The 13744-nt window shown below is 38.9% G+C and carries 8 protein-coding genes; all 8 read right to left on the minus strand.

What is annotated here, in order from left to right:
• Positions 1–7: 7 nt before the first annotated feature.
• The 8 genes from recD to CYG50_RS14955 are packed head-to-tail and all read right to left on the minus strand — an operon-like array spanning position 8 to position 13634.
• Complete coding sequence (recD, locus tag CYG50_RS14920; protein WP_102139956.1) at positions 8–1855, minus strand: exodeoxyribonuclease V subunit alpha; 1848 nt, start codon at positions 1853–1855, stop codon at positions 8–10.
• The gene (gene recB, locus CYG50_RS14925; protein WP_102139957.1) at positions 1855–5463 is read right to left on the minus strand and encodes an exodeoxyribonuclease V subunit beta; all 3609 of its coding nucleotides are present in this window, start codon (positions 5461–5463) and stop codon (positions 1855–1857) included. Before recB ends, recD begins: the two co-directional genes overlap by 1 nt.
• Positions 5460–8357, minus strand: a complete 2898-nt coding sequence (ptrA, locus tag CYG50_RS14930; protein ID WP_102139958.1) for a pitrilysin — start codon at positions 8355–8357, stop codon at positions 5460–5462. The genes recB and ptrA overlap by 4 nt, the downstream gene beginning before the upstream one ends.
• A 17-nt stretch (positions 8358–8374) precedes the next feature.
• Positions 8375–11749 carry an exodeoxyribonuclease V subunit gamma gene (recC, locus tag CYG50_RS14935; protein WP_102139959.1) on the minus strand — a complete coding sequence of 1125 codons (3375 nt, stop codon included), beginning with the start codon at positions 11747–11749 and terminating at the stop codon, positions 8375–8377.
• Positions 11727–12113 carry a prepilin-type N-terminal cleavage/methylation domain-containing protein gene (locus CYG50_RS14940; RefSeq protein ID WP_102139960.1) on the minus strand — a complete coding sequence of 129 codons (387 nt, stop codon included), beginning with the start codon at positions 12111–12113 and terminating at the stop codon, positions 11727–11729. The genes recC and CYG50_RS14940 overlap by 23 nt, the downstream gene beginning before the upstream one ends.
• The gene (locus CYG50_RS14945) at positions 12113–12553 is read right to left on the minus strand and encodes a DUF2509 family protein (protein WP_102139961.1); all 441 of its coding nucleotides are present in this window, start codon (positions 12551–12553) and stop codon (positions 12113–12115) included. The genes CYG50_RS14940 and CYG50_RS14945 overlap by 1 nt, the downstream gene beginning before the upstream one ends.
• Complete coding sequence (locus CYG50_RS14950) at positions 12550–13155, minus strand: prepilin peptidase-dependent protein (protein ID WP_102139962.1); 606 nt, start codon at positions 13153–13155, stop codon at positions 12550–12552. The genes CYG50_RS14945 and CYG50_RS14950 overlap by 4 nt, the downstream gene beginning before the upstream one ends.
• Complete coding sequence (locus CYG50_RS14955) at positions 13149–13634, minus strand: prepilin-type N-terminal cleavage/methylation domain-containing protein (protein ID WP_102139963.1); 486 nt, start codon at positions 13632–13634, stop codon at positions 13149–13151. The genes CYG50_RS14950 and CYG50_RS14955 overlap by 7 nt, the downstream gene beginning before the upstream one ends.
• Positions 13635–13744 lie beyond the last annotated feature (110 nt).

Consider the following 13744-nt stretch of genomic DNA (forward strand, 5'->3'; position numbering starts at 1 on the left):
AAGTTAGTTACATTAATTGGGTCGCTAAACCGCTCCGTCGCTTAGTTGGCGTTTCAACGGCTCGACGTAATACTTTTGGGCTACCGTAAAGAGATAGCTCTTTTTTAGCTCGAGTTATCGCTGTATACACAAGCTCACGTGTCATCACTGGAGAATATACATTTGGTAAAACCAATGCGGTATGAGCAAACTCCGAACCTTGTGATTTATGAACGGTCATTGCATAAGCTGTTTCATGCTGTGGAAGCCGGTTAGGTTGTACTCCACGAATAGACCCATCTGGAAATTGGAAATAGGCTCTCAGTGCATTTTCTTCATCTGGTAAAATGATGCCTATATCCCCATTAAAAAGTCCTAATGGGCTATCATTACGACTAATCATAATTGGTCGGCCTGCATAGTGTTTATTCAATAAATTATATGGGCGGTTTATTATCCCTTGCCTATGAAATAATTTTTCTAATTTATCGTTAAGGCCAATAACGCCAAAAGGCCCTTCCCGCAGAGCCGTTAGTAACCGATATTGGTTAAATTTTTTCAGAACTTGCTCAGGATCTTCTTTATCTTTAACCGCAAGTAGATATTCCTTATAATTTTCAGCGGCATCTAATAAAATTTTCGCGTAATCATCCGCTGTTTCTTGAATATAACTATGCACATCTGGACGTTGTTGATTTAGTAATTGTTGAACTCGAGAAACATTCCCTTCATTTACAGCAAAAGCGAGTTGGCCAATCCCTGAGTCTGCAGAAAAACGGTAGCTTTTACGCAATAAACATAGGTTATCACGAATAATTGGGCCGTTTGGTGATGCATAAGCTGCAACTGAATATCCTGTTAGCGCCGAAAGTTGAGATGCCCTTTCCACACTATAACCGTTATCAGCAAACTGACAAATATCCCCTAACACAGCACCCGCTTCGACAGAAGCAAGTTGATCTTTATCACCTAGAAATATTAATTTTGCATTTTCAGGCAGTGACTCAAGTAATTTACTCATCATGGGTAAATCTACCATTGAGGCTTCATCAACAATGAGTACATCAAGAGATAAACGGTTGTCTCGGTTATAACGAAACTGCTGACTTTCAGGTTGAGCCCCTAATAAACGGTGTAATGTTTTTGCATGATTAGGCAAAACAGCGCGTTCTTCATCGGTTAAAGGCATCTTTTTCATCGCTTCACCAAGAGATTCCGTCAACCTAGCTGCCGCCTTACCAGTTGGAGCAGCCAGCTCTATTCTAATTTTGTGGTGAAGTTTGGTTTCAAGCTTAATTAATGCGGCAAGGATACGTGCAACCGTTGTTGTTTTTCCCGTCCCTGGCCCCCCTGATATGATTGACACCTTGCTGGTTACGGCAACTGCTGCTGCAATTTTTTGCCAATCAATATCATCAGTAGTAGGAAATAAATTATCTAGTACTTCCTTGATTTGGGCATTATTTTGCTTTTCTATTGATGTGTTAGAGAAAAACTTTGCAACATATTGCTCATATTGCCACATCCGTTGAAAATATAAGTATTCCCCTGAAAGTATTAAAGGCGAGATCTGGTTTTCTGTTGATAGCGACACTGCATTTGCTTGTTTGAGCGTTTGATAAAGTACTTGTTCGCTCGGCTCTCCCATTTTTTGCCAAAATTCAGCGGCTAATTCAGGATGCCTTCCTGCAAATAACTTTTCAGGTATAACATCTGCCAATGCTAAGCAAACGTGCCCAGCCATAGTTTCTGCGCTAAGAAGTGCGGCAATCATAAGCACTATCGGGTGCTTATCATCAGAAATACTGTAAGCAAATTGCACATCAAGAGGTGTAAAGATACGTAGCTCAATAGCCTGATTAAATAGGGATTTCATTAAGCGGGTTCCCCTTGTTGAACATTTTTAAATAAGCTATCTAACGCTTCAATAAACGCTTCTATAGGGCGATAAAAGAAAATACCGTTACTGGAGTTAACATCATCTACCCCCCTTAGAAATAAATAATAGACACCCCCAAAATGGGTTTCATAATCATAATTAGGCATTCTTTGCTTTAGGTAACGATGTAACGCCAACGAATATAGTTGATACTGCAAATCATAGCGGTGGTCTATCATCGCTTCAGCCATCGCTTCTTGAGTATAAAAGCTAGCGTCTTCCCCTAGATAATTTGACTTATAATCAAGGAGGTAAAATTTACCTTTCCAGTAAAAGGTGAGGTCAATAAACCCTTTTAAAATTCCCTGAACCTTCTCAAAACTTAGTGGAGGACAACGTTGTGATAATGGATCATATTGATGTGTTATTTTATCTAAATGGCCTGCACTCAACATTGACTCAATAGGCAGATAAAACTGCATCTCATCTAATTGGTCTTGAGGCCGTAAAGCAGATAAACATAACCCGTCTTCTGATAGTGGTGCATGTACAATTGCGTGTAGCCATTCTTGCAGCATTGGTGCCCACTGTAAGTCGAACCCTGAGGATTCAAGTTTTTCAGCCAACCATTCTTGAGAAACTGGTTCACTAAAATCAATCTCTTCCATTAAGCTATGTAAAAATGTTCCTGGTGACGCACCTTTAGGAAATTGATGAGGAGTTAGGGTCAAAGACTCGTCTTCCTGCTGCTCTACATCAACACTAGCCTCAATATCCATATTCGGGGATAATGAATTCGCAAATTGCAATGCTGAAACTGATTCTTCTGCTTCAGTATGGCTTGAACCGTAACTTAACCCCGAATAGCTAGTAACACGCCAGTGGTCATTAAAATGACGAGTCACTGCTCTTGCGGATAAGTTTACACGATCATTTTGTTCTAATAATACGCGTTCCGACTTAGGTTGATTAATCACTGCAACATCAATAACGTCATTGCTAATTTCAGCCAACATCTCGTTTAAGAGTTGGTAATCACCAGCTTGCCCTTTTTGGATAACGTAACCCAATGCAGATAAGTGTAAATCGGTTTCACCACTTTTTTTCCTGTTACCTTTAATTAATGGTGCAATACCGACACTACAGTGATAAATAGCCCTTGTGAGTGCCACATATAATAAACGTAGGTCTTCTGCCAAGCGTTCTTCGTCAGCTAAAGCGACATTTTCTTCGCTATCATTTAAATCTAGCCGTACCCCATAATCTGTTCTGTCGTGATATAAGCCTTTAGATTGAGGTAAAAAATTGCTCGCAAAAGGCAGCCATACAATTTTGTATTCAAGGCCTTTAGATTTATGTATGGTACTGATCTGCACCAAATGTTTATCACTTTCAAGACGCATTTGCTGTGCGTCAGATTGATGATCAGGATGGGCTATTTGTTGCGCTAACCAACGGATTAGTGTGTGCTCACCTTCAAGTTGTAATGACATTTCTTGCAGTAATTCACCAATATGCATCACATCCATCAAGCGACGCTCTCCGTTGGTGCCTGATAATAATGTTTCTGCAATTTGCCTCTGCGCCATGACCATTCTAAGCATGGGGAGCACGCCTCGTTTTTGCCACACCACGGCATAACGAGCAAATTCATCTACAATTTTTTCCCACGACCTTTCATCATGGTTTAGGTCATCAATTTGTTTAGCGGTTAAACCCAATATTCCTGTCGCCAATGCACTGCGCAAAACACGTTCTTTTTCAGGTGTTAAAACTGCCTGTAGTAACCACAATAAATCCCTAGCTTCTGACGTTGAAAATACACTCTCCCGATTAGATTGAAACACCGAAGGGATATTTAACCGATTTAAAGCATCACGAATTAATACGGCTTCGCGCCGACTGCGCACCAACACAGTAATATCCGAAGCTTCGACAGGAGTATGCGTTCCTTTATTGTCAAAATAGCTACTACCTTGCAAGCCACCTTGCAAGTATTGTGCGATTTGTACTGCACATTGTGAAGCTGTTGCTTGCTCATATTCAGCAACGGAGACACCTTCTTCTTCCATTTTCCAAAATGTAAGCGCGTTGACTTCTTCACCATTATGGATAAGTTTTCTACCGCTATTTTGCTTAGCGAAATTAACGGGTTGAAAAGGAATTTGTTCAAAAATAAAAGGTGACTGACAATGGCTAAATAGATGATTAATAGCTTCAACCATATTTTGTGATGAGCGATAATTAGTCTCTAATGTATAGTGAGCGCTAACTTCATTTTTTGCTTCAATGTAAGTGAAAATGTCAGCGCCTCGAAAAGCATAAATAGCTTGTTTAGGGTCGCCAATAAAAAGTAATGCGCTGTCATTAACTTCTCGATAAATTCTTTGGAAAATACGATACTGCTGTGCATCCGTGTCTTGAAATTCATCTATCATCGCAACGGGAAAACGTTGGCTGATAGCTTGAGCTAAAAACTTTCCACTCTCTTGAGCAAGAGCACTATCTAAACGGGTCAATAAATCATCAAATCCCATTTCACCACGGTTATGTTTTTCAAAACTAATCGCTGACCTCACCTCTGAAATTGCCAGTGGAATAATTAGATCTTTTAGGGTTAATGATTGAGAAAGTAGCTCATCTATTCTTTGGAAAACAACATGCTCTGGCCCTGAGCCACTTTTTGATTTTTTATGTAGTACCGTTTGTGAGAAGCGTTCAAGATCTTTAGGCAGCAGATAATCTTCTGTTTCTTCTTGAGCCCATTCGCCAATTTTTATCAACCATGCGGGTAGAAAACGAGTACTATAACTTCGTTTATCAACATCTGACTCAGCGATGAGCTTCTCAAAATCCGCTGAATTTTCTAACCATGCCGTTTTAACTGACTCAATTAACAAGATTAGCCGCTGATGCCGTTCTTCTAGAGTTTCTACTTGTTTCGGTTGGTTAATAATTAAAGGAATATCACCCTGTAAGAAAGGTTTAATCTCCGAAAGCAATGCTTCGGGACTATTCCACAGTGACTGAATAACTTTTGTCATGGAGTAATTCAGAGGATAAAAATGACGGCGCCAAAAGTCTGCACAGGCTTGTTTTTGAATCGGAGATTCATCTTGAATCATTGTTTGTTCGAACAATACTCCCGACTCAAATGCATTATGAACTAGCATTCTTTGGCAAAAACCATGGATAGTATATATCGCGGCTTCATCCATTTGCCTTTCCGCTGCCTGTAACCATTGCGCAGCGAATTTTCTTTGGGACTCCCCCGAAAGCTCGGCTAATAATTCAAGGTACTCAGGCTGCGACTCGAAACCAACACCATTTCTTAAGCAAACTAAGCGCATGTCATGAATACGTTGACGAATACGTCCCCGTAACTCATTCGTCGCAGCCTCAGTAAATGTCACAACTAAAATCTCTTCAACACTTAACGGCCTAGGAAACGCATTAACGCCTCCCAAACCTAGTAAAAGCCGCAGATAAAGTATACCAATTGTGTATGTTTTACCCGTTCCTGCAGATGCTTCAATTAACCGCTGTCCACACAGAGGCAATGAAAAAACATTCAGTAATTGGGACTCTACCTGCACTTTATTCACTCAGCATCTTCCTTTATTGGTAAAATCTTTTGCAACTGAGAAGCTGTCGAGTAAAGCACCCAATCTTTCAGATGAGCATACCCCACCTTAGTATCAACTCCTTGGCCTATAACTTGGGAGCTAACTGCTAATCCTTTGTGCTTTATAACCGCATTTTCATAATACTCGATGACTTGTTCTTTCGTTGCGGTCCCTAAAGTTGCAATAACTTTTTCACGTGTATCAAAACTGAAAATATTTCTAGAAAAATCAGATGAGTAACGGCCTACTTCCTCATAGAATGTTTGAGGTGGTTGGTTCATCTCTGTGATAATAGATTGTTTATATTGATTAAACTCATCTATCGGTAGTTTTTTCAGTTTCTCTAATGCTTGAAGATAAAATTGTTGGTAACGAGTATTTAAGTAACTCGGGGTTTTAGCATTACTTTGAATTAAAAAGCCCATTCCCCACTGATCCCCCAGCCCTGCTTTAAAAGCAAATACTGCGTAACCAAGTTGCTCATTGGTTCTTAATTGGTCATAAAACCAAGGCTGAATCACTTTAGAAAGAATACCTGATAATACTGCACCATCAATGCGGCTATAACCGTCTGGGATAAAGATTTCAGCAAGTGCGTTATCTGAGCTATTCCCCTGTTTGTGGAAATCTGCTAGGTAATTTTTGTCAATAACGACAATGTCACCACGCCACCAATTGGTACCTTCGCTCTTTAATAATTGCTGTGCATCTTTAATAGTTTTAATGCTTTGCGATTCAGTCATATTACCAAAGACCAGCGCTTGTAATGCGGCACTTTTAACTACCATTTCACGGTAGTTAGTGATGTCCTGCAATGAAATTTTATCTAGCTCGGCTAAACGCTGTTCTTGCTCAAAATAAGGCACACTATTAATACGCTGAAGCGGTTGCATGGCCAGCTCATAAGCTTTCGCATTATTAGCAACTTCAATTTGCTCTTTATACCAAGACTTCGCTTGAGCTAACTCTTGTTCCGTTGGCTCAAAATTCAGGTATAGCTTTGTCATGGATAAAAAGAGTTCAGGTAAATGTTGGGTGTAACCACTAGCATTTAATTGCAGACCGATTCCCTGAGAAACAGAGACAGACATGCCAGCTACAGATGCCTGATATTGCAGTTCATCCATTTTCAATGAAGCGATATATTGTAATAAAGAGCCCGTGACTTGTTGCTTAGCGTCTTTGTCACCTTGGTTAGAACGTAATGATAAGGTGATACTCGCCTTTGGCTCATCTGCAAAATATTGACTTGGCATATATAACACACGTGTATTGCCATCTTGATAGATGAACTCGGGGTGTTTATAAGCCTTATCAGTTTTAATTAGTGATAAATTATCAGCAATATACGGGTTTAAAGCAGGCAATTTAAAATTCATTTTAGATTCTAAACTTGCCCAGGTTTTAAATTGTTTTGCTGTGATTTTATTAACTTGATACGGTGCATCAACAAAGTAGGCTTTTTTGTTATTCGGTTCATTTGGACTAATAAACCAAATTCTCGCCTCTTGCGCAGTGAGCTCTGATAAACGCTGTTTAATCGCTTCAGGATCATACTTATCAGCAATGTAATCTGAGTCAAGAACATGATTAACTGGAACATCAATCATTTGGTCTGATAACCATTCAATGTAGTTCATGTCCCTGACAATTGAACCATAACGAAATGATAAATTAAGAACTTTTGCTATTTCATCAAAGTAGCTTTTATTAACTCCATCATTCTTAATTAACTCAATATAAGAAAAGATAGCCGCGATAATTTCGTCTCTTTCCTGTAACCCTTTATCTGTCAGCGTGACATAAATAGAGAATGAGCCATAGTTTCTATCTAAATTTGGAGTGGCAGAGGCGCTGATACCTTCAGCAAGCCCTTGCGATATTAACCAATCCGCCAATGTTCCTGGGCTTCTATTACCAATTAAGTAACTAATATAGTTGTCACTTTTACTGCGAAAATCTGCCATATTATTTTTAATGCTAAATTCAATTTGTATGGCTTTTTGTGGTTGAGCTGGCACATAATGAATAATAATGCCTTTTTCATTATCCGTTACCGCAGGGGTATTAACAGCCGGAACAGTGGCATTAAAATTAGGTATACGCCCAAATGTTTCCTGTGCAATATTCGCTAATGACTCAATAGATTGGTCGCCGTAAAGCACTGCATTCATTAGGTTTGCAGAATAATACTGCTTATAAAAACCCACGAGCTCATCTTGTAGTTTGCTATTAGGTTTATCTTTCAGAGTCTCTAAATTCCCCCCAGAAAAGCGTGAGTTCGGGTGTAATGGGTTCAATGTTTCAGAACGTACTTGCCATATACGCATCCCGTCACGAGAGCGTGCCATTGTAAGTTCTGCATTAACTGCATTACGTTCTCTGTCCGCATTAATCGGGTCTAAAAGTGGCTCAGCTAATGCATCTGCAAGCCTATCCGTCGCTTCTTTTAGTGCTCCATTTTCAACTTCAAAGTAATAAGCAGTACGATGAGAAGCGGTACTTGCATTATGGCTACCACCGTGTTTTTGCAAAAATTCAGAGAAACTACTTGGCTCTGGGTACTTTTTGGATCCCATTAAAACCATATGCTCTAAATAATGGGCCAACCCTAACTGGCTACTTGGGTTTTCAATACTACCAACAGGTATAGATACAGCAGCCAATGATTTTGTTGCTTTGGTATCTGATACTAATAAAACCGTCATATCATTACTGAGTTTGATGGCTTTGTATTCCCTAGGGTCACTTTCACTTTTATTTACTGTTTCAGGCAAAACTTGCCAAAGTGGTTGTGCTGCAACCGCTTGGCCACCGAAAAAAATTATCAGTAATAAAAATAGATGAGCGATATTTTTGGATAAATATTGCATCCTTTGGTGCTCTCCTGTCATTTCAAGTATTTTGTCATCGGTAATAAAAACCGTTGAGTGTTTGATAACAAAGATTTAATCATCGCATCATCAATGCTTCTGCAAACTCTTGACACATAGTCGTCTTCCATCTCGCCTTTTTGCATCTGACTTCCTTGTAAGCTTTGGAGCAAAGCAGATAATGCTTTTTGTTGAATTTCTTCGCTCGAAAAATCGTACTCTTTTGTCTTTTTATCAAAACAAGCCTTAACCCAACTCCAACCACTTTGAGAAAGAAGAATTAGTGGGGAATTAAACCCTTCGCAATAGCCTACAACTAAATCTTGTAGATAAGCCAATGCATCTTCTTTGCTAATAGCGGAAAACTGCCAAATACTATTATCTCTTCCTAGTGCAAGGCTTTCCCCTTCACCTATTTGCGAGTTAAATAGCAAATGCTCCACCCATAGCTGCACCCCATCATTAGCAGTTAAGTAAGCCGGACGATAGCGTACTATTCCTGTTTCATGAGCATTTTTCAGTACACCTGTAATTTTGACCCCATTTAACTGAAAATCAAATGGATAATCAAATAGCTGCATATCATATTCTTTAACTTTTTCAGCTAATGGCGATATCTCATTCAACTGCTGTTCCCAGAAAAGTTGACCAAATTGTCTGGCTGGCAGCTGACCCGATGCCTTTAAAGCAGAATAAAAAGGCTCAATACTTTTATCTTTGACAAGTAAATTTAAAATTTGATCATTAATTTTATATCGTTGTAACCGACCTAAGTTAAACGGTTCTTCTTCTGGCAGTTCAGTTTCTTCAATAGAGAAATGCACTTTCAAACGCTGTTGAAAAAATGCCCTAATCGGATGACGATAAAAACGTAATAATTGTTCTAACGAAATTTCAGTAATAGGTTCTCGTATTTCAAGTACTGAACAAAATGGCTCATCAACTTTATTTGTTGTTTTTGCGGCAGGTAACCACTCACTCGCGAAGCTCTGATAAGGCGTTTCTGGTAAGAAATTTTCTTTTGCGAATGGGACTCTATTATGTTGAATGACCAGATGTCCCCTTAATCGTTTCGCACTTTTATCTATGTTCAAGGTTTCATCGCCAATTAGACAAAAACTTTGGCAAATATAGTCAATTAATTCAGTCACTAATACCGATGGATTACAAGGCTGATTATCACGAATAGAAAGCCCAATATAGCTAACATACAGTTGTTTAGATGCTGAATTCAATGCTTCTAAGAATAGATATCTATCGTCGTCCCGGCGTTTTCTATCTCCACGAACAGGCTTTTCAGCCATCAAATCAAACCCTAAAGGTGGTATATTTCGCGGGTAAGCCCCATCATTCATTCCCAATAAACACACAACCTTAAATGGCACTGAACGCATTGGCATCAACGTACAAAAATTAACAGCCCCCGCCAAGAAACGTTGACTAATCTTTTCATCATCAAAACGAACTGAAAGCTCATCACGAATTAAACGCAATGGCACTTGTTCTTCATATCCTGAAGTTATCGCATTATCAACGATTTGATGCCACTGTTCCGTCAATAGTGCGAGAACGAGTTCAGTTTCTCCATCAACCATAAAACAGCTATTAAGTAGTTGTTGGCAAAGCTCTTTCCACTCTTCAAGTGGACGTTCTTGTGCTAGTAAAGAACGCCATTCTCTAAGTGTGTTGATTAATAATGCTAATTTCCCAGCTAGTTGAGCCGCTAAACCACTACATTCATCATAAGGTAAAATACCACTCCACGGTCCATTTCTGCTATCCATTGCATAGCCAAGCAACATCCTACTTAAACCGAATTCCCATGTATTTTGCCCTATCACTGGTAAAGCGAAAGAACGTACATTATCGTCATCAAGCCCCCAGCGGATCCCTGATTCATTAACCCAGCGGCGTAATAAGCCTAATTCACTTTCATCAATACCAAAACGTTGAGAAAATGCAGAAACTTCAAGTAGGCTGAGAACTTGCTCCGTTGAAAAACGGCTCTGAGGTAAGTCAAGTAGCATAATAAATGCTTGTAAAATGGGATGAGCTTGTAGTGCTTTCCTATCTGAAATTGAAAAGGGGATATATCGAGTTGATGTAGTATTACCGAAAACAGCCTGAATATACGGTGCATAGCTGTCAATATCTGCAACCATGACTATCACATCACGCGGTGTTAGCGATGGGTCTTCCTCAAACAGAGAAAGCAAATGATCTTGTAATATTTCAACTTCTCTCTGTGCGCTATGACACAAATGGAATGTTATCGAATCATCTAGCTCACTGATCGGTCGTTTACCAAGACTCGTTTCATAATTTTCTATTGTTGTCCCTAATTGAGCGTGGTTTTCAAGATCTAAAATATCTTGCTGGACATTCTCTAATAAATTGACTCGTTCAGTATCAACATAGGCTGATATTTCATTAGCGCTATCGATTTGAGAAATAAAATATAAATTGTCCCTGCCAAGCCTCCCCCACGATGCAAGCAGTGGATTGGCAATGTCCTGCTCACCATTTTCATTAAATAAATCAGGAACCTGTCCTTCAAATTTGAAGCGAGAAATTTCATGTTTATCAAGATAATGTCGCAGCTTTCTTTGCTGTAATCTAGCTAAAAATGACGCACTCTGAATGTCTCCCCAATAATAACGACAGGGGTTAGTGAACATTAAGTGAACATCTGTATGCTCTGCTATTGCATTGAGAGCTTGTAGATAAACAGGCGGGAGTGATGAAATACCGCAAATAAAAATACGTTTAGGCAGCATTTTTCCTAAATCAGGAGTCGATGACAATGTACCAATAAAATGTTGATATAAATTAGCACGGTGCCAAGGCGGCTGTTTTAATTCATTTGAATAATCAACAAGGCATTGCCACAAACGTTTTTGCCACAGTTGATTTTCACTTAGCCCCTCTACTAGTTCATTCCTTTGCCATACTTCGACCCATTGTGGGCGATAAACTAAATATTGGTCAAATAAATCGGCAACCCTACCAGCAAGCTGATGAAGTTTACGTTTATCTGCATCCTCTTGAAGATAATGCCTTAAAGGTTCAAATTCGTCCTCGTCAATGACTGTTGGCAGTATTGTCATGAGTTTCCATGTCATTGCTTGTTTGGTATAAGCACTTTCTTTTGGAATATCCGGTAAGACTCGCCTAAACATGTCCCAAATAAATGTTGCCGGTAAGGGATAGTTAATATTTGCAGCAATACCAAACTGTTTAGCAAGTTCGATTTGCAGCCACTGTGACATCCCAGGACTTTGTACTAAAATTATTTCTTGCTCAAAAGGGTGAGAAAGTGGTTCATTTTTCATTAAATGAGTCATTAGATCTTTTAATAAATCTAATTGATTAGAATGATACACTTGAAACATAGTGCTCTCCTGTTGAGCAATACCAACGACTTAATGAAAATGGTTGTTTTTTTATTGTTAACGATACCACTAACTCAGTACAATTATCGGCCTGCGGTAAACGAGTTGCTTGTATTTTCCATTCAGGGTAACGCAAATCTGGGTCCATGGCAGAATTTTTCTCCCCAGATATTGATGCTGTTAACATTGCGCTCTTTTCTAATGTACTATGCAATCCCCTAACCGCTGAAGAATTCATATACAATTGATTAAAATTCAATATGATATATTGCGAATAGTTTACCAAAGCTACCAATGAAATAGCAAAAATAACCACGCCAATCATTGCCTCTATTAATGCGAATCCTTGCTGTTCTATTTTCACTAGCAAAACCCTTTTTTTACCACTGGGCAATAATCTAACCACCCATTTTTACGGGGAAAAAGCTGTTGCTTATTTGCATCTAATACCATCCATCGATAAACTTTAATATCATTTCCTAGACGATAATGGCTTTGTCCCGACAGCAAAAAAGTCGCCCCTTTATAATGTTTTAAGCAGCTTTTCCACTGTTGAGTTTTCTCTTTCTGGCAAACCCAATTCTTTAACCCTCTCTGTTTACTATCCCATTGCAATGTCGCCCCCCATGAAAGAGCTGATTCTGCTTTATTAAAAGTATCGAAATATTTAATTTCCTTACGCAGATCATCCCGAGCCCGCTCTTGGAAAAAATGCACAGATTTAATCAATAATGAGCCTATTGTGATAAAAATAATAACCATAAGTAGAGAGGCATTTCCCTGTTGTTGCGCTATATTCTTCATAAGTTTCTAACCAAGACTGCTATTTGGTAATTAAACGTTTGGTTGGGCAACAAATCTGTCTTAAGATTTATTTTCATTTCAAGTAATTGGGTATTTTCCTGCCAACCAAATGCTAATGTTTTAACTTTGATTAGCTTCTCATCAAATAGCGATTGCCAACGCGTTCCATCGCAATCTCTGACATTTCGATTAGACTCTAATTTTTCATTGTTTAACCGATACCCAAAATAATCAGACTCTATCGACTTAGATTTAATGTCCTCCCACTTACCCGATAAATCTTGGTCATAGGCAAAAATAATGCATGAATTATTTCCTCGGCTTAAAAACTTAGATGTAATTTTTAAAGGCTCTTTTCCACAATCTAAGCTACCGCAGTAACCAATCCTTCTAAAATCTTTTTCCATGTTTATTAATGTCTGCCTTATATCTTTGTCTATTTGATATTGAATGTAAGCTCGGTAGGTTTGTTTAAATAATGTAGGGATGACACTCATCGCTGATACACAGACAATGCTACTGATTGCCATTGCCATCAACATTTCAATCAGTGTAAAGCCTCGCTGTTTTTTAAATTTATCGTGATTTAAGGAGTTCAGCATTTAGGCACTCCAGTCATTTTTTTATGACTACAGCTTCTAATGCGGCCTAATGAAGAGATATAAATTGTGATCTGCTCATGCTGATTTTTTAGCCCTATACTGAAAGCACGAATAGTCCCCTGCTTCCCATACAGCTGAATTGACGTCCGGCTCGCTTTCCAGAGCTCTATTCCTCGATGCCTTTCTGCTGTCAGTTTGCCAACCTCTTGCTTGTTATTTGCATCTTTAACAATCAGCTGCCAATCACCTACCCCAACTTTAACCGATAATATTTGGTACCTATTTAAATAGACACCTTCCGTCATTTGACTATAAATAAACTCTGATACTTGCCTAGCTGCGTCGATTAATCGCTGCCTTTCTACCTGCTGCTGCCATTGATATAAACCAGACAACATGACCAAAGAACAGATAAATAGAACAATCAGAATTTCAATTAAGGTGAAACCACGCTGTGTTGTATTTGATTCAACTTTCATCTTGTTGTGACCTCACTTTTTCATACGCAAGACAGAGATTGCCAAAAAAAACCGGTATAGCGAGGATTGTCATTGCAAACTGCATAACGTTTCGCAACAAAATAAAGAGA

Source organism: Providencia huaxiensis, from assembly GCF_002843235.3.
Lineage (GTDB): Bacteria > Pseudomonadota > Gammaproteobacteria > Enterobacterales > Enterobacteriaceae > Providencia > Providencia huaxiensis.

Excerpts from the sequence above, each read along its gene's own strand:
- recD (WP_102139956.1), bottom strand. The coding sequence starts at position 1,855 with ATGAAATCCCTATTTAATCAGGCTATTGAGCTACGTATCTTTACACCT.
- ptrA (WP_102139958.1), bottom strand. The coding sequence starts at position 8,357 with ATGCAATATTTATCCAAAAATATCGCTCATCTATTTTTATTACTGATA.
- recC (WP_102139959.1), bottom strand. The coding sequence starts at position 11,749 with ATGTTTCAAGTGTATCATTCTAATCAATTAGATTTATTAAAAGATCTA.
- CYG50_RS14945 (WP_102139961.1), bottom strand. The coding sequence starts at position 12,553 with ATGAAGAATATAGCGCAACAACAGGGAAATGCCTCTCTACTTATGGTT.
- CYG50_RS14950 (WP_102139962.1), bottom strand. The coding sequence starts at position 13,155 with ATGCTGAACTCCTTAAATCACGATAAATTTAAAAAACAGCGAGGCTTT.
- CYG50_RS14955 (WP_102139963.1), bottom strand. The coding sequence starts at position 13,634 with ATGAAAGTTGAATCAAATACAACACAGCGTGGTTTCACCTTAATTGAA.